General features: G+C 72.9%; 16 protein-coding genes. 7 read left to right on the top strand and 9 right to left on the bottom strand.

Annotated features, from left to right (window positions below; all coding sequences use genetic code 11):
- Positions 1-72: 72 nt before the first annotated feature.
- Complete coding sequence (locus tag ACZ7HT_RS03295; protein WP_471159202.1) at positions 73-243, bottom strand: hypothetical protein; 171 nt, start codon at positions 241-243, stop codon at positions 73-75.
- A gap of 429 nt (positions 244-672) precedes the next feature.
- On the opposite strand from ACZ7HT_RS03295, the gene egtA reads away from it, so the two are divergent.
- Genes egtA through egtD form a run of 4 tightly spaced genes read left to right on the top strand, consistent with a single transcriptional unit; the run spans position 673 to position 4,971 of the window.
- Positions 673-1,932, top strand: a complete 1,260-nt coding sequence (gene egtA / locus ACZ7HT_RS03290; RefSeq protein WP_471159200.1) for an ergothioneine biosynthesis glutamate--cysteine ligase EgtA — start codon at positions 673-675, stop codon at positions 1,930-1,932.
- Positions 1,929-3,257: an ergothioneine biosynthesis protein EgtB gene (gene egtB / locus ACZ7HT_RS03285; protein WP_471159198.1), complete on the top strand. Its 1,329-nt coding sequence runs from the start codon at positions 1,929-1,931 to the stop codon at positions 3,255-3,257. The genes egtA and egtB overlap by 4 nt, the downstream gene beginning before the upstream one ends.
- On the top strand, positions 3,257-4,009 hold the full coding sequence (gene egtC, locus ACZ7HT_RS03280; protein WP_471159196.1) for an ergothioneine biosynthesis protein EgtC: 753 nt from the start codon (positions 3,257-3,259) through the stop codon (positions 4,007-4,009). The genes egtB and egtC overlap by 1 nt, the downstream gene beginning before the upstream one ends.
- Positions 4,006-4,971, top strand: coding sequence for an L-histidine N(alpha)-methyltransferase (egtD, locus tag ACZ7HT_RS03275; RefSeq protein WP_471159194.1), 966 nt, complete (start codon positions 4,006-4,008; stop codon positions 4,969-4,971). The genes egtC and egtD overlap by 4 nt, the downstream gene beginning before the upstream one ends.
- Here egtD and ACZ7HT_RS03270 read toward each other — a convergent pair.
- The 3 genes from ACZ7HT_RS03270 to ACZ7HT_RS03260 form a co-directional block, all read right to left on the bottom strand.
- Positions 4,866-5,825, bottom strand: coding sequence for a lysophospholipid acyltransferase family protein (locus ACZ7HT_RS03270; RefSeq protein ID WP_471159192.1), 960 nt, complete (start codon positions 5,823-5,825; stop codon positions 4,866-4,868). The genes egtD and ACZ7HT_RS03270 overlap by 106 nt on opposite strands.
- Entirely contained in the window at positions 5,822-6,667 is an 846-nt protein-coding gene (locus ACZ7HT_RS03265; RefSeq protein WP_471159190.1) for a GNAT family N-acetyltransferase, read from the bottom strand. Before ACZ7HT_RS03265 ends, ACZ7HT_RS03270 begins: the two co-directional genes overlap by 4 nt.
- Before the next feature lie 138 nt (positions 6,668-6,805).
- Positions 6,806-8,056 carry an extracellular solute-binding protein gene (locus tag ACZ7HT_RS03260; protein ID WP_471159188.1) on the bottom strand — a complete coding sequence of 417 codons (1,251 nt, stop codon included), beginning with the start codon at positions 8,054-8,056 and terminating at the stop codon, positions 6,806-6,808.
- Positions 8,057-8,333: 277 nt separating this feature from the next.
- Here ACZ7HT_RS03260 and ACZ7HT_RS03255 point away from each other — a divergent pair, with 277 nt between their 5' ends.
- Entirely contained in the window at positions 8,334-8,549 is a 216-nt protein-coding gene (locus ACZ7HT_RS03255) for a dodecin (protein ID WP_471159186.1), read from the top strand.
- A 16-nt stretch (positions 8,550-8,565) separates the two neighbouring features.
- Here ACZ7HT_RS03255 and ACZ7HT_RS03250 read toward each other — a convergent pair whose 3' ends face one another.
- Entirely contained in the window at positions 8,566-9,054 is a 489-nt protein-coding gene (locus tag ACZ7HT_RS03250) for a phosphatase domain-containing protein (RefSeq protein WP_471159184.1), read from the bottom strand.
- A gap of 267 nt (positions 9,055-9,321) precedes the next feature.
- Between ACZ7HT_RS03250 and ACZ7HT_RS03245 the strand changes: the two genes are divergently transcribed.
- Positions 9,322-10,341 (top strand): MsnO8 family LLM class oxidoreductase, encoded by a 1,020-nt coding sequence (locus ACZ7HT_RS03245; protein WP_471159182.1) that lies wholly within the window; start codon positions 9,322-9,324, stop codon positions 10,339-10,341.
- 67 nt (positions 10,342-10,408) lie between these two features.
- A complete protein-coding gene (locus ACZ7HT_RS03240) occupies positions 10,409-12,778 on the top strand; it encodes an ATP-binding cassette domain-containing protein (protein ID WP_471159180.1) in 2,370 nt (789 codons plus the stop codon).
- Positions 12,779-12,794: 16 nt separating this feature from the next.
- Here the strand turns inward: ACZ7HT_RS03240 and melC2 are convergent, their stop codons facing one another.
- From melC2 to ACZ7HT_RS03220, 4 genes are all read right to left on the bottom strand, one after another.
- A complete protein-coding gene (gene melC2 / locus ACZ7HT_RS03235; protein ID WP_471159178.1) occupies positions 12,795-13,622 on the bottom strand; it encodes a tyrosinase MelC2 in 828 nt (275 codons plus the stop codon).
- Between the two features lie 23 nt (positions 13,623-13,645).
- Positions 13,646-14,035 carry an apotyrosinase chaperone MelC1 gene (gene melC1 / locus ACZ7HT_RS03230; protein WP_471159176.1) on the bottom strand — a complete coding sequence of 130 codons (390 nt, stop codon included), beginning with the start codon at positions 14,033-14,035 and terminating at the stop codon, positions 13,646-13,648.
- 315 nt (positions 14,036-14,350) lie between these two features.
- On the bottom strand, positions 14,351-15,100 hold the full coding sequence (locus tag ACZ7HT_RS03225; RefSeq protein WP_471159174.1) for a succinate dehydrogenase/fumarate reductase iron-sulfur subunit: 750 nt from the start codon (positions 15,098-15,100) through the stop codon (positions 14,351-14,353).
- Positions 15,097-16,962: fumarate reductase/succinate dehydrogenase flavoprotein subunit (locus ACZ7HT_RS03220; protein ID WP_471159172.1), on the bottom strand; the 1,866-nt coding region annotated here is incomplete at its 5' end. The genes ACZ7HT_RS03225 and ACZ7HT_RS03220, both read right to left, overlap by 4 nt.

The raw sequence follows: 16,962 nt of genomic DNA, 5'->3' as shown, positions 1-16,962 counted from the left end.
CCGCGTACGAAGGGGCGAAGGGGCCCGGTGCCGTGGAGGGCACCGGGCCCCTTCCATACGATCCGCTCGGCCTCAGTTGTGGCCGAACTTGCGTTCCTTACGGTGGGACGCGTGCTCGACGAGGGGCATCGACGCCTCTCTCGTGGGGGTCGGCGCGCTCTTCTCCTTCGCGGCCGCGTCGGCGCGGTGCTCATGGCCGCCGGTACGGGCTCCCCGGTTCGTCCGGGTCTGTTTCTTGCCCACGATCGTGCCTCCCGTGACGGGTCTCGGACGGTGGTCCGTATGCCCTCAGCCTGGCACGGGGGCGGGAGAGCCGCACGTCAGAGCGGGTGGCCCAGGACTCGCTGGAAGGCGGCGAGGCCCGTGCCGGGCGGTGCGCACCGCCGTGTGGGCAATCGTTCCACTGGGGCGATGGGGGTCCCCCCTGCTCGAGCGAAGCCGAGAGCTTGGGGGAAGGTGGGCACACGGGACGGCGCCCTCTGGCGGCGCCTCCGCGTTCGGGGCCAAAGGGTTCTCCGGGGCTGCGGGGAGATTCGGACGCGCCGGGGCACGGGGAGCGCGCGCGGGGCGGGTGAGGCGCTCTTGCACGCTGGTCGGTGGTGGCTTTAGGTGGAACCAGCGGCTCATCGGACGGGTCCCCCGCGGGGACCCCGAGGACCTGGAGGTGCACGGATGTCGCCGAGCGGCATACCGCGTGGCGGCCCCCCTCTCACCGAGGCGGAGGCGGAGGACCTGCTGCGATGTATCTGCTTCAAGACCGGCCCGCCCCGCACGGTGGGGGTGGAGCTGGAATGGCTGGTGCACGAGCTGCGCGACCCCCGGCTCCCCGTACGGCCGCCGAGGCTCGCGGCCGCGCTGGACACCGTACGGGCCCTGCCCCTGGTGTCGGCCCTCACGTTCGAACCCGGCGGGCAGCTGGAGCTCAGCTCGCGCCCGGCCGGTTCCCTCATGGAATGCCTGGACTCCCTCGCCGGCGACCTGACCGCGGTGCGGTCGGCGCTCGGGCCGCTCGGCCTGACGCTCAGCGGGTACGGGGTGGATCCCTGGCACGCGCCGCGCGGCCGGGTCCTGCACGAGCCGCGGTACGACGCGATGGAGGTCGCGCTCGACCGGACCGGTCCTTCGGGGCGGGCGATGATGTGCGACTCGGCCTCGGTGCAGATCTGCCTCGACGCCGGACTGGAGGAACCGGGCCCGCTCGGTTACCACCGGCGCTGGCGGCTCGCCCATCTGCTCGGCGCGGTGCTCGTGGCCGCGTTCGCCAACTCCCCCGTGCACGGCGGTCGCCGGACCGGCTGGCGGTCGATGCGGCAGGCGCTGTGGACGGACCTGGACCCGCGGCGGGCGCTCGCGCCGTCGCCGGACGGCGAGCCGCGCGCGGAGTGGGCGGCGCACGTCCTGGACAGTCCGGTGATGTGCGTACGGGCCGAGGAGGGGCCGTGGGCGGTGCCGGAGGGTCTGACCTTCCGGGAGTGGCTGCGGACCGGCCTCCCCCGTCCGGCCGATGCCGACGACCTGCGCTATCACATGACGACCCTGTTCCCGCCGGTGCGGCCGCGCGGGCATCTGGAGCTGCGGATGGTGGACGCGCAGCCGGGCCCGGACGGCTGGATGGTGCCGGTGGCGGTGACGACGGCCGTGTTCGACGACCCGGAGGCGGCGGAGACCGTGTACCGGGCGGTGAAGCCGCTCGCGGAGCAGGCGGGTCCCGGTCCGGCCCCGCGCAATCCGCTGTGGCGGGCGGCGGCCCGTGACGGGCTCGCCGATCCCGAGCTGCACGCCGCCGCCCGCGTGGTGTTCTCGGCGGCGCTCGACGCGCTGCCCCGGATCGGGGCGAGCGAGGAGGTGCGGCGGATGGTCGCCGCCTTCCACGAGCGGTACGTGATCCCCGGGAGTTGCCCGGCCGACAACCTCCAGGTGGTGACGTCATGACCGCGACCGACACGGGGACGAGCGATCCCGAGGCCCTGCGCCGGCGGGCCCTCGACGCCCTCACCACCGCCCGGGACCGTACCGCGCTCCTCACCTCCTGCGTGGAGGACGGTGAACTCACCGCGCAGCACTCGCCGTTGATGTCCCCGCTGGTCTGGGACCTGGCGCACATCGGCAACCAGGAGGAGCAGTGGCTGTGGCGGGCCGTCGCGGGCCGTGAGGCGCTGCGGCCCGAGATCGACTCGCTGTACGACGCCTTCGAGCATCCGCGCGCCACCCGTCCTTCGCTGCCGCTGCTCGCGCCCGGCGAGGCGCGGGCCTATGCGGCCGACGTACGGACGCGGGTGCTCGACATCCTGGCGAGCACGCCGCTTGAAGGGCGGCCGCTGCTCGACGCTGGCTTCGCGTTCGGCATGATCGCCCAGCACGAACAGCAGCACGACGAGACGATGCTGATCACCCATCAGCTGCGGAAGGGGCCCGCCGCCCTGACCGCTCCCCCGCCTCCGGTCCTGCGGTCCGGTCCGCTGCCTCCCGAAGTCCTGGTCCCCGGTGGCCCGTTCACGATGGGCACCTCCGAGGAGCCCTGGGCCCTGGACAACGAACGGCCCGCACATCAGCGCCTCGTTCCGGCCTTCCACATCGACACCACGCCCGTCAAGAACGGCGCCTACCTCGCCTTCATCGCCGACGGCGGCTACACGGACCGCCGCTGGTGGCGGCCGGAGGGCTGGGCGCAGATCCGGGAGCACGGCATCGGGGCTCCGCTGTTCTGGCGCCGGGACGGCGGGCAGTGGCTGCGCCGCCGGTTCGGGGTGACGGAGCCGGTGCCCGAGGAGGAGCCGGTCCTGCACGTCAGCTGGTACGAGGCGGACGCCTACGCACGCTGGGCGGGGCGCCGGCTGCCGACCGAGGCGGAGTGGGAGAAGGCGGCCCGCCACGACCCGGTCTCCGGACGCTCCCGGCGCTATCCCTGGGGCGACGCGGATCCGGGTCCGGAGCACGCGAACCTCGGACAGCGGCACCTGCGGCCCGCGGCGGCCGGCAGCTATCCGGCGGGCGCCTCGCCCCTCGGCGTACGGCAGCTGATCGGTGACGTGTGGGAGTGGACGGCCGGCGACTTCCTGCCGTATCCGGGGTTCACGGCCTTCCCGTACAAGGAGTACTCGGAGGTGTTCTTCGGTCCTGAGCACAAGGTGCTGCGCGGCGGCTCGTTCGCGGTGGACCCGGTCGCCTGCCGGGGCACCTTCCGCAACTGGGACCTGCCGGTGCGGCGCCAGATCTTCTCCGGCTTCCGGACGGCGCGCAGCGCGGAGCTCGACTGATGTGCCGTCATCTCGCGTACGTGGGAGGGCCGGTGGCGCTGGGAGAGCTGCTTGTCCGGCCGGAGCACGCGCTGCTGCGCCAGTCCTGGGAGCCCCGTACGCAGGACAGCGGCGTCGTGAACGCCGACGGGTTCGGCGTGGGCTGGTACGCCGAGGGGGATCCGGTGCCGGCGCGGTACCGGCGGGCCGGCCCGATCTGGGGCGACCTGTCCTTCGCGGACCTCGCCCGGGTGGTGCGCTCCGGGGTCTTCCTCGGGGCCGTCCGGGGGGCCACGCTCCCGGGTGCCGACGGGGAGGCCGCGGCGGCGCCGTTCACCGCGGGGCCCTGGCTGTTCAGCCACAACGGCGCGGTCGGGGGGTGGCCGGACTCCGTCGCGGCGCTCGCCGGGGCACTGCCGGCCGGGGAGCTGCTGCGTCTGGAGGCGCGTACCGACTCGGCGCTGCTCTGGGCGCTCGTGCTGCACCGGCTGCGGGCCGGGGACGCGCCGGGGGCGGCGCTCGCCGACACCGTGCGGGAGGTCGCGGCCGCGGCCCCCGGTTCCCGGCTGAACCTGCTGCTGACCGACGGCGATCGGATCGCCGCGACCGCCTGGCGGAACAGCCTCTGGTACCTGTCGGGCCCCGGCCGGGTGGCCGTGGCCTCCGAACCGTACGACGACGATCCGCGCTGGCGGGAGGTGCCCGAGTACACGCTCGTCACCGCCGACCGCACGGATGTCACCCTCACCCCGCTCAAGGAGCCGTCCGCGTGAGCCCGTTCCAGCTGACCCGCACCCTCGCCGCGGACGCCGCCGGCGCCGATCTCCGTGCCGACGTCCTGCACGGTCTGACCCGCTCCCCCAAGGAGCTGCCGCCCAAGTGGTTCTACGACGCCCGGGGCAGCGAACTGTTCGAGGAGATCACCCGGCTGCCCGAGTACTACCCCACGCGCGCCGAGCGGGAGATCCTGGTCGCGCGGGCGCCGGAGATCGCCGCCGCGACCGGGGCCCGGACCCTGGTGGAGCTGGGTTCCGGTTCCTCCGAGAAGACGCGGTTCCTGATCGACGCGCTGCTGCCGGGTCTGGACGCGTACGTGCCCGTGGACGTGTCCGAGTCCGCGCTGGTCGGGGCGGCGGAGTCGCTGCTCGCGGACCGGCCGGAGCTGCGGGTGCACGCGCTCGTCGCCGACTTCACGCGGGGGCTCGCGCTGCCGGGGACGCCGGGGCCGCGTCTGGTGGCCTTCCTCGGCGGCACCATCGGCAATCTGCTCCCCGCCGAGCGGCGCACCTTCCTGGGTTCGGTCCGCGCGATGCTCGCGCCGGGCGACGCGCTGCTGCTCGGCACGGATCTGGTGAAGGACGAGGCGACGCTCGTGGCCGCGTATGACGACGCGGCCGGGGTGACGGCCGCGTTCAACAAGAACGTGCTGTCGGTGATCGACCGGGAGCTGGGGGCGGACGCGGATCCGGCCGCCTTCGACCACGTGGCGGTCTGGGACGCCGAGCGGGAGTGGATCGAGATGCGGCTGCGCGCCCGCCACGCGCTGACCGTGAAGATCCCTGAGCTGGATCTCGTGGTGCCGTTCGCGGCGGGCGAGGAGATGCGGACGGAGGTGTCCGCGAAGTTCCGTCAGACGGGTGTACGGGAGGAGCTGGCTGCGGCGGATCTGGAACTGTCCCGCTGGTGGACGGACAGCGAGGGCAGGTTCGCGCTGTCCCTGGCGACGGTCCGCTGAGCGACGGCCGACGGAGCAGGAGTCGGCTGAGCAGTGGTCGGCTGAGCGACGATCTGCTGAGCCGCGGCCGCCAGAACGCGGCGGTCCGGATACCGAATACTGGATATCGGATCCATTATTCGAATATTGGCTACCATCCGCCGCGCGGTGACGACCCGCCACAGGGACGCGCCCAGCGGATCGTCCCCGACGTACGCGGCGGCCCCGGTGGGCCGGTAGTCGATCCGTACCGGAAGCACGGCGCTTCCGCTGTCGAGCGCCGCCTGGAACGCGGCCGGGCGGAAGCGCCCTCGGGCCCGTCCGCACCAGGTCGATCCCTCGGGGAAGACGACCACCCGGCCGCCGCCGGCGAGCACCTCGGACATCGCCCGGACGGTGCCGGGCAGGGCCCTGAGCCGGTCGCGGTCGATGAAGAGCGTGCCGCCGAGCGCGGCGAGCAGGCCCAGGACGGGCCAGTGGCGGACCTCCGTCTTGGCGACCATCCGGCCGGGCAGCACGGCCGCGAGGAGCGGGATGTCCAGCCAGGAGACGTGGTTGGCGACGACGAGGAGCGGGCCGGTGAGCCCGTCGGCCGTCCCCTCGTACCGTACGTGCACGCCGAAGGCGCGGACCACGGCCCGCACCCAGCTCCGGACGAGGGCGAGGCGCCCGGCCGCGGGGAGCAGCCCCGCGGCCGGGGCGAGCAGGACGCCGAGGAGGACGGTGCCGATCCCGGCGGTCAGCCGGGCCACGGCGAGGACCGTGCCGGCCCGCTCCTCCGGCCGGCCGGGCCCGGTCTCGGGGTGGGCCGTGCAGCGGCCCGGGGTGCAGGGCGCCGTGGGGAGCCACGGCGAGAGGGCCGTGGACCCGTTCACCGCGCCGGGACGAGCGAGAGGAAGTGGTTGAGGTAGCGCGGGTTGGTGCGGCGCATCGAGAGCAGGACGTAGAGGTCGGCGGTGCCGAAGTCGGGGTCGTGCGCGGGGGCGCCGCAGACCCAGGCGCCGAGCCGCAGGTAGCCGCGGAGCAGCGGCGGGAGCTCGGTGCGGCCCTCGGGGCGGGTGATGCCGTCGGGGCTCCACAGCTTGTGCGGGGTGACCCAGTACTCCTCGGGAGCGAGGTGCTTGGCCTTGACGGTGTCCCAGGTGGCGGCGGCGACGGTGCCGCCGTCGGCGAGCGGGATGGAGCAGCAGCCGGCGAGCCAGTTGTGGCCGGTGCGGTTCATGTAGCGGGCGAGGCCGGCCCAGATGAGGGCGATCACGGCGCCGTTGCGGTGGGCGGGGTGGACGCAGGAGCGGCCGACCTCCACCAGGTCGTGCCGGACGGGCGCGAGGCGGGTGAGGTCGAACTCGGTCTCGGAGTAGAGGCGTCCGGCGGCGGCGGCCCGGTCGGGCGGCAGGATCCGGTAGGTGCCGACGACCTCGCCGGTGCCCTCCTCGCGTACCAGGAGGTGGTCGCAGTACGCGTCGAAGGCGTCGCCGTCGAGGCCGGGCTCGGGGCCGTCGAGCAGGGCGCCCATCTCGCCGGCGAAGACCTGGTGGCGCAGCCGCTGGGCGGCCCGGACGTCCTCCTGGTCCCGGGCGAGGCCGACGACGTACCGGGGCGCGGGCTGCTCGGCCGGGGTTCCGTCCTGCGCCGCCAGGTCGCGGGCCTGGGGCTGTGCGGGGACGGACACGGGCGCGGGAAGGGGGACGGCGAGCGTGTGCGTCGGTGCGGTCATGTCGGGCTCCTCCGGCGGACGGAAGGGGAAGGGGCGGGGCCGGGCCGCGTGAGCGGTGGCCCGGCTCCTTGTTTCTTCCGTCACCGGCTGGATTCGACATGACCGTCCGGGGGCTCGCGGATGTGCGAACGCTGAATGCTATTCGGCGAGGGTGTCCGTGATGGCGGTCGAGGCCTCCTTGGCCGCCTTGACGGGGTCCTCGCCCTGGAGGACGGCCGTCATGTACGGCTTGATGGGGTTGTCGGCCTCGACGTCCGCCCACTGCGGGGAGTTGGGGGTGGCCCGGCCGCGTGCGGCGCCCTTCGCCATGACGGCGGTGGCCTCCTCGCCGGCGACGACGGTGGCGAGGCTCTTCTTGTTGGGCACGTAGCCCATGGCGCGGGCGAGTTCGGACTGCCATTTCTCGCCGGCGAGCGCCTTGACGACGTCGAGGGCCGCGCCGCGCTGGGGCGCGTTCTCGGGGATGATGAGGTCGGAGCCGCCGGTGAAGACGGCGCAGGGCCGGCCGGCCTTCTTGCCGGGTATCGGGAAGTAGCCGAGCTTGTCCTTGAGGTCGGGGTTGGCCTTGAGGATGGCGGCGACGGCGCTGGGCGTGGCGATGAGCTGGGCGACGTCGCCCTTGGCGAACACGTCGGCCTGGGGCGGGGTCTGCTCGTCGGCGTTCTTCGGGCCGGCGCCGAGGGCCTGGAGCTTCTTGTAGAAGGCCATGCCGCGCTGGGCGGCCGGGCTGTCGAGCGCGCCGGTCCACTGGCCGCCCTTGTCGACGGCGAGTTCGCCGCCCTCGTCCCAGATGAAGCCGGCGAGGGTGTACCAGTCCTGTCCGGCGAGGTAGATGCCCTGGGAGCCGTTCTTGTCGAGCTTCTCGGTGTCGTCCAGCCACTCGGCCCGGGTGGCCGGCGGCTTGTCGATGCCGGCGTCGTCGAACAGGTCCTTGTTGTAGATGACGATGCGGTTGGCCGCGTACCAGGGGATGCCGTACTGGGCTCCGGCGATGCTGCCGGGCTCGGCGAGACCGGGCAGCCAGTCCTGGCTGCCGAGGTCGCGGACCGACTCCAGGGTGAGGTCGAAGAGCTTCTCGGTGTCGGCGTACTGGGCGACCTGGGTGTTGCCGACCTCGATGACGTCGGGGCCGCCGGAGCCCTCGATGGCCTCGGTGACCTTCTTCCCGATGCCGGTCCAGTCCTGGATGGTGACCTTCAGCTCGACCCCGTCGTGCTCCTGCTCGTACGCCTCGGTGAAGCGCGTGAGGAAGTCCTCGCTGACGCTGTCCCGCATGAGCCAGACGTTCACGGTCTTCGTCCCGCCGTCGCCGCCCGGCAGCATCCCGCAGCCCGCGAGGGCGAGCGCGGTGGCGGCGGCCAGGGGGCAGGCGAGATGGCGGTTCTTCACGTGGGTCACCTTCTGCTCAGGTTCAGCACAGGGTCGTGCATGGGGGCTGACCCGGCATGGGGGGACCGAACGGGGTGTTCGCGCGGGTATGTGGCCTGGATTCTGGTCTGGACCAACGAGATGGTCAAGTCCTTGACGATCCCGTTCCGCACCCGGATGGACGGCATGTTCCGTTACCCACGGTAGTTACCCGTGAGTCGCACGGCCCCCGTCGTGTCGCGCGCCGACGCGCCCTGGGGCACCGTGGAGGGACCGCACCGAGAGGAGTTCGGCCCCCATGTCGAATCACACCTACCGCGTCACCGAGATCGTCGGCACCTCCACCGAGGGCCTCGACGAGGCCATCCGCAACGGCATCCAGCGCGCGTCGCAGACCCTGAGGGGCCTCGACTGGTTCGAGGTCACGCAGGTGCGCGGCCACCTCGTCGACGGTGCGATCGAGCACTACCAGGTCGGTCTGAAGGTCGGCTTCCGCCTGGACGACGAGACCTGACCTGCGCCGGTACGCGTCAGGTGCGGCCCTCCTTCTCCTGAGCCTCCCTCAGGACCTCGGAGGGCTCCGCCCAGCGGGCCCGTACGACACGGAAGCCCGCCGCCTCCGCCGCGTCGCACACCGCCACGTCGTCGTCGACCAGCATCCTCACCGTGCGGTCGGCGGCGAGGCGGCGCAGGATCTCCACCTTGGTCACCCGGGCCGGCCGGAAGTCCCGGTTGCGCCGCATGTGGATGTCGCCCTCCGGGAGCCCGTACGCGGCCAGCCACTCCAGGGTCGACCGGCGGCAGCGCTCGGGCCGCCCGGTGAGGTACACCACCTCGCACTCCCCGGCCGCCTCGCGGCAGAGCGCGACGCCCTCCTCCAGCGGCGGATCGTCGGGCGCCGCCGCGAAGAAGCCCTCCCAGTCCTTGGGCTTGCGCTCCAGGAAGTGCTGGCGGTGCGCGGTGGCGGCGAGCGTGTTGTCCAGGTCGAAGACGGCCAGGGGCCTGTTGTCCGATGTCACGGGCCCCAGGGTAGGAGGAACCCTCGGAACCCACCCCGGGAATTCCTCCCGGGAACCTCACCCCGGGGACGCCGCGTCCGGGAATCCCTCCCCGGAGCACCTCCCCGGAAACCCCTGCCCGGGAGCACCTCCCTGGGAACCCCCGCCCGAGAACCCGTCCCCGGGAACCCCCGCCCCAGAGCACCTCCCCGGGAACCCCCGCCCGAGAACCCGTCCCCGGGAACCCCGGCCCGGGAATCCCTGTCGGTCCCGCGCGTTGAAGCCTCTGTGAGCACCTTCCCCGACGGCATCCGCTTCTCCGTCCTCGACCGCTCCCGCACCCGGGAGGGCGAGGACGCCCCCCAGGCGCTGCGCGACACCGTGCGCCTCGCCCGCGAGGTGGAGGCCCTCGGCTACCACCGCTTCTGGGTGTCGGAGCACCACGGCGTGCCCGGAGTGGCCGGATCGGCGCCCACGGTGCTCGCGGCCGCCGTCGCCGCCGCGACCTCCGCCGTCCGGGTCGGTACGGGAGGGGTGATGCTCCCGAACCACCGGCCGCTGGTCGTGGCCGAGCAGTTCGGTGTGCTCGAATCCCTCTTCCCCGGCCGGATCGACATGGGGATCGGCCGCTCGGTGGGCTTCACGGACGGCATCCGCCGGGCCCTGGGCCGGGATAAGGACGACGCAGACCGCTTCGCGGAGCAGCTCGACGAGCTCCTCGGCTGGTTCACCGGCGCGCAGACGGCCCACCCGCAGGTGCACGCCCGGCCCGCCGAGGGGCTGCGGGTGCCGCCCTTCGTCCTCGCGACCGGGGAGGGCGCCGGGATCGCCGCGGCGGCCGGACTTCCCCTGGTCATCGGCGACCTGCGGCGCCGCGACCGGCTGCTCGCGGCCGTCGACACGTACCGCGCCGCCTTCCGCCCCTCCGTGTGGGCGGCCGAGCCGTACGTGGTCGTCGCGGGGACGGTCGCGGTGGCCGCCACCGAGGCGGAGGCGCGGCGGCTGCTGACGCCGGAGGCCTGGTCGCTCGCGTACTCGCGCACGCGCGGCGTCTTCCCGCCGCTCGCCGCACCCGAGCGGATCGAGGGTCTCCCGATGACGGAGAAGCAGCGCGGCTTCTACGAGTCGGGGCTCGACGGGCACCTGCACGGCACGGAGGAACAGGTGGCCGAGGGCCTGGAGCGGGCGGTGAAGGAGACCGGGGCGCAGGAGGTCCTGGTCACCACGAGCACGTACGACCGGATGGCGCTGAGCGACTCGTACCGCCGCCTGGCCAGGGCCGTCGGCCTGACGCCGCGGGGCGCCTGAGGGCTCTGGAGCGGGCGCGCACCGGGCGCGACCAGGGCAAACGCGGACCATTGGATACAGTCGGCCCATGCAAGACGCCCCCCGCGATCCGTACGTCCGTGTCCGAGGTGCCCGCGAGCACAACCTCGCCGGTGTCGACGTCGACATCCCGCGCGACGCACTCGTCGTGTTCACCGGGGTCTCCGGCTCCGGCAAGTCCTCGCTGGCCTTCGGGACGATCTACGCCGAGGCGCAGCGCCGCTACTTCGAGTCGGTGGCCCCGTACGCGCGGCGGCTGATCCACCAGGTGGGGGCGCCCGCGGTCGGCGAGATCACCGGGCTGCCGCCGGCGGTCTCGCTGGAGCAGCGCCGTTCCTCTCCGAACGCCCGGTCGTCCGTCGGTACGGTGACCACGCTCTCGAACTCGCTGCGGATGCTGTTCTCCCGGGCCGGCCGCTACCCGGAGGGCGCGGAGCGGCTCGACTCCGACGCCTTCTCCCCCAACACGGCGGCGGGCGCCTGCCCTTCGTGCCATGGGCTCGGCCTGATCCACGACACGAACGAGGAACTCCTCGTGCCCGACCCGGGCCTGTCGATCCGTCAGGGGGCGATCACCGCCTGGCCGGGTGCCTGGCAGGGCAAGAACCTGCGGGACGTGCTCGACACCCTCGGCCACGACGTCGACCGGCCGTGGCGGGAGCTCGACGCGAAGGACCGGGAGTGGATCCTCTTCACGGACGAGCAGCCGGTCGTCACCGTGCACCCGGTGCGGGAGGCGGATCGCATCCAACGCCCCTACCAGGGCACGTACATGAGCGCCCGCCGCTACGTCCTGCGTACCTTCTCCGACTCGAAGAGCCCGACCCTGCGCGCGAAGGCGGAGCGTTTCCTCACCAGCGCGCCCTGCCCGGCGTGCGGCGGCGGCCGGCTGCGGCCCGAGGCGCTCGCCGTCACCTTCGCCGGGCGGAACGTCGCCGAGCTCGCCGCGCTGCCGCTCACCGCCCTGTCCGGTCTCCTCTCGACGGCCGCGGCGACGGCGACGGACGCCTCGGAGACGGCGCGCGTCCTCACCGGGGACCTCGTCGCCCGCATCGGCACGGTCACCGAACTCGGCCTCGGCTACCTGAGCCTGGACCGCGCGACCCCCACCCTGTCCAACGGCGAGCTCCAGCGGCTGCGGCTCGCCACCCAGCTGCGCTCCGGCCTCTTCGGCGTGGTGTACGTCCTCGACGAGCCCTCCGCCGGGCTGCACCCGGCCGACACCGAGGCGCTGCTCGTGGTCCTCGACCGGCTCAAGGCGGCCGGGAACTCGGTCTTCGTCGTCGAGCACCACCTCGACGTCGTCCGGCACGCCGACTGGCTCGTGGACGTCGGTCCGCGCGCCGGCGTGCACGGCGGTCGGGTCCTGCACAGCGGCCCGCCGGAGCAGCTGTCCGGTGTCGAGGCCTCCGCGACCCGGCGGTTCCTCTTCGACCGGGAACCCGCCCCCGCCCGGACGGTACGGGAGCCGGCGGGCTGGCTGCGGCCGGGGCCGGTCACCCGGCACAACCTGCGGGCGGTGGACGCGGCCTTCCCGGTCGGCGTCCTCACCGCCGTCACCGGCGTCTCGGGCTCCGGGAAGTCCACCCTCGTGGACGCGCTCACCGAGGAAGTGGCGGGCGTGGGACGGCTCGTGACGGTGGACCAGCGTCCGATCGGCCGCACGCCGCGCTCGAACCTCGCCACGTACACCGGCCTGTTCGACGTCGTGCGCAAGCTGTTCACGGAGACCGAGGAGGCCAGGGCCCGCGGGTACAAGGCGGGCCGCTTCTCCTTCAACGTGCCCGGCGGCCGCTGCGAGACCTGCCAGGGCGAGGGCTTCGTCTCCGTCGAACTCCTCTTCCTGCCCAGTACGTACGCCCCCTGCCCCGACTGCCACGGCGCCCGCTACAACCCCGAGACCCTCCAGGTGCGGCTGCGCGGCCGCACCATCGCCGAGGTCCTCGACCTGACCGTCGAGTCGGCCGCCGCCTTCTTCGAGGGCACCCCCGCCGCCGCGCGGAGCCTGCGCACCCTCCTCGACGTGGGCCTCGGCTATCTGCGGCTCGGGCAGCCGGCCACCGAGCTCTCGGGCGGCGAGGCGCAGCGCATCAAGCTCGCCTCCGAGCTCCAGCGGCCGCACCGCTCCCCCACCACGTACGTGCTCGACGAGCCGACGACCGGTCTGCACCCGGCGGACGTCGAGGTCCTGATGCGCCAGCTCCACGGCCTCGTGGACGCCGGGCACTCGGTGATCGTCGTCGAGCACGACATGGACGTCGTCGCCACCGCCGACTGGGTCCTCGACCTCGGCCCCGGCGGCGGCGACCAGGGCGGCCGCGTGGTGGTGGCGGGTCCCCCGGACCGGGTGGCGCGGACGGCGGACAGCCGCACCGCGCCGTATCTGGCCCGGGCCATGGGGTTCGACGGACGCCGCTGAACCCCTGGCCTCGGGGTCAGGCCGCCGTGTCGAACGTGTAGTGGCGGGTGTGGTCGAGCATGTCCGCGGGGGTCACGTCGTTCCACGGGCGCATGGTGTCGCCGATGTCGACGACGTTCGCGGTGCCGGCGGCCGGCAGGTACGTCGACCGGGGGTGGCGGGCCTGCCAGTCGGCCCACAGCTTGTCGATGAACGCGTGGTGCAGCCAGAACACGGGGTCGTTGGGGGAGACTCCGGTGCCCATCTGCCCGCCCACCCAGACGTGGACGCGGTTGTGGAGGTTCACTCCGCGCCATCCCTCCAGATGGTTGCGGAATCCGTCCGAAGAGCTGTTCCAGGGGGCCGTGTCATAGGTCTCCATGGCGAGGACGGAGTCCACTTCGGCGCGGGTGGGAAGCTGACGGCCGCCGGCGCCCAGGTCGCGCCGGAGGTAGTCGCGGCCGTCGACGCGGACGTTGATCGTCCAGCGGTTCCCGGTGCGGGCGAACGGCCCGTCCGTGACCTGGCCGTCGCGGACCCGCCCGGTGCCGCCGAGGAAGTCGGGCGCCCAGAGCGAGGAGCGGGCGGTGCGGTCGGTCGTCCAGTCCCAGTACGGGAGGGTGACGCCCGGGTCGACGGACTGCAGTGCCTCCTCGAACTGTATGAGGAAGCGCCGGTGCCAGGGCAGGAACGAGGGCGAACGGTGGCCGACGCGGTCGCCGCTGTCGGTGTCACTCATGATGAAGGCGTTGTGCGTGGTGACGAAGGTGTCGTACCGCCCGGAGCGCTTGAGCTCCAGGAGCGCGTTGACGAAGCGTCGCTTCTCGTCGGCGGTGAGGGTGGCCTGGTTCTTGCGTACGGTCATGGTGGTGCGGCTCCTGGATCGGATCAGACGAGGGTGAGGGGTACGAGCGGGGCGCCCTGGAGTTCCCGGACGGCCGCGCGGGCCAGCGCCTTGGGCGTGGCGACGGGCTCGTAGTGGTTGATCACGCTGATCCAGGTGCCGTCCGCGTTCCGCATGACGTGCAGTTCCTGACCGTCGATCGTCACGGAGTATCCGCCTCCGTGGTGGCCCCCGTGATGGCCGCTGCCGTGCGAGGGGCCGCCCTGGATACGGCGGCCCTGGTAGACCTCGTCGAACGAGGCGGGAGCCGGGTCGGCCACGGGCACGGCGGCCCGGGGCGCGGCGGCGGCGGTGCCGGCCAGGGCGAGGCCCGCGACGGCGCCTGCCGTGCCGGCCGCGACGCCGAGGGCCCGGCGACGGGTGATGCTGGACATGAGAACCCCCAAATGGTCTGTGCGACCGGGGGGTCTGGTCATGTACCCCCCGGTGGCCACATCAGTACCGGGGGGTGTCGGCGAGGCGGAAATCGCGTACGACCGGTTGGCTGCGAAATGGACAACATGCCACGGTAAGTACACTTTTGAACGGAGTTGATCTTGCTGTCGCGAGGCGCGGGAGCACCCCGGAGTGAAGATCTTACGGAGGGAGTGATCGTTTCGTGAACGATCTTCGGTTCCGGGGTGCTCGGTGTGGCGGAGCCCACGCCGACAGACTGTCCTGATCCGGTCCTGATCCGGCCTGATCCGGCCTCAGCCCCGGGGGGCCTTCCTCCGTGCCCGCAGCCACTCCCGGTTCATCGCCGCGATCGACGGCAGCGGGATGCCCTTCGGGCAGGCCGTGGCGCATTCGCCCGTCAGGGTGCAGCCGCCGAAGCCCTCCGCGTCCATCTGGGCCACCATGTCGAGGACGCGGGTCTCGCGTTCCGGGGAGCCCTGGGGCAGGACGTTCAGATGGTTGATCTTGGCGGAGGTGAAGAGCATCGCCGAGCCGTTCGGGCAGGCCGCCACGCACGCGCCGCAGCCGATGCACTCGGCGTGCTCGAAGGCGGAGTCCGCGTCGGCCTTCGGGACGGGTGTGGCGTGGGCCTCGGGGGCCGAGCCCGTCGTGGCCGTGATGTAGCCGCCGGCCTGGATGACGCGGTCGAAGGCGGAGCGGTCGACGACGAGGTCCTTGACGACGGGGAAGGCGGACGCCCGCCAGGGTTCGACGTCGATGGTGTCGCCGTCGCGGAAGGACCGCATGTGGAGCTGGCAGGTCGTGGTGCGTTCCGGCCCGTGCGCGTCGCCGTTGATGACGAGGCTGCACGCGCCGCAGATGCCCTCGCGGCAGTCGTGGTCGAAGGCCACGGGGTCCTCGCCGCGCAGGATGAGGTCCTCGTTGAGGGTGTCGAGCATTTCGAGGAAGGACATGTCGGGCGAGATGCCGTCGACCGCGTAGGTGGCCATGGCGCCCTCGGTGCCGCCGTTCTTCTGGCGCCAGACGCGCAGGTTGAGCCTCATGCGTAGCTCCGCTGGGTGGGGTGGACGTACTCGAAGGCGAGGTCCTCCTTGTGGAGGACGGGGGCGGCGCCGCTGAATTCCCAGGCGGCGGCGTACGCGAACTCCTCGTCCCGGCGGGCGGCTTCACCGTCCGGGGTCTGGGACTCCTCGCGGAAGTGGCCGCCGCAGGACTCGGCGCGGTGGAGCGCGTCGAGGCACATCAGCTCGGCGAGTTCCAGGTAGTCGACGACCCGGTTGGCCTTCTCCAGGGACTGGTTGAACTCCTGGCCCGTGCCGGGCACCTTGATGCGGCACCAGAACTCCTCGCGGATCTCGGGGATGCGGCGCAGGGCCTTGGTCAGGCCCTCCTCGGTGCGGGCCATGCCGCAGTACTCCCACATGAGTTCGCCGAGTTCGCGGTGGAAGGAGTCGGGGGTGCGGTCGCCGTCGACGGAGAGGAGGAGGTGGAGGCGGTCCTCGGTCTCGGCGAGCACGTCCCGTACGGCGGGATGGTCGTCGGTGACGGGTTCGCCGTGCGGGTGGCGGCCCAGGTAGTCGTTGATGGTGGCCGGCAGGACGAAGTAGCCGTCGGCGAGGCCCTGCATGAGGGCGGAGGCGCCGAGCCGGTTGGCCCCGTGGTCGGAGAAGTTGGCCTCGCCGATGGCGAAGAGGCCGGGGACGGTGGTCTGGAGGTCGTAGTCGACCCAGAGTCCGCCCATCGTGTAGTGGACGGCGGGGTAGATCCGCATGGGGACCTCGTACGGGTTCTCGGCGGTGATCCGCTCGTACATGTCGAAGAGGTTGCCGTACTTCTCCTCGACCTCGGCCCGCCCCATGCGCTTGATCGCGTCGGCGAAGTCCAGGTAGACGCCCTGTCCGCCGGGGCCGACTCCCCTGCCCTCGTCGCAGACGTTCTTCGCGGCGCGGGAGGCGATGTCGCGGGGGACGAGGTTGCCGAAGGAGGGGTAGATGCGCTCCAGGTAGTAGTCGCGCTCGTCCTCGGGGATGTCGGCGGCGGGACGGGTGTCGCCCTGCGCCCTGGGCACCCAGATGCGGCCGTCGTTGCGCAGCGACTCGCTCATCAGGGTCAGCTTGGACTGGTGGTCGCCGGTGCGCGGGATGCAGGTGGGGTGGATCTGGGTGAAGCAGGGGTTGGCGAAGTACGCCCCGCGCCGGTGTGCCCGCCAGACGGCGGTGGCGTTGGAGTTCATGGCGTTCGTCGACAGGTAGAAGACGTTGCCGTAGCCGCCGCTGGCGAGGACGACGGCGTCCGCGTAGTGGGTGGAGATCTCGCCCGTGATCAGGTCGCGGGCGACGATGCCGCGGGCCCGCCCGTCGACGACGATCAGGTCGAGCATCTCCGTACGGGCGTGCATCTCGACGTTGCCGGCGGCGATCTGCCGGGACAGCGCCTGGTAGGCGCCGAGGAGGAGCTGCTGGCCCGTCTGGCCGCGGGCGTAGAAGGTGCGGGAGACCTGGACGCCACCGAAGGAGCGGGTGTCGAGGAGTCCGCCGTACTCGCGGGCGAAGGGGACGCCCTGGGCGACGCACTGGTCGATGATCTCGACGGAGATCTGGGCGAGGCGGTGGACGTTGGACTCGCGGGCCCTGAAGTCGCCGCCCTTGACGGTGTCGTAGAAGAGGCGGTGGATGGAGTCGCCGTCGTTGCGGTAGTTCTTGGCGGCGTTGATGCCGCCCTGGGCGGCGATGGAGTGGGCGCGGCGCGGGGAGTCCTGGAAGCAGAACTGGACGACCTGGTAGCCCTGTTCGGCGAGGGTGGCGGGGGGGGGGGGGGGGGGGGGGGGGGGGGGGCGGGAGGGGGGGGGGGGGGGGGGGTGGGGGGGGGGGGGGGGGCTGGGGTTGCCGTTCTGGCGGCCGGGGCC

Source organism: Streptomyces sp. NPDC037410, assembly GCF_055602235.1.
The sequence above is the reverse complement of the archived record's forward strand: the minus strand, read 5'-3'. Positions and strand labels throughout refer to the sequence as shown.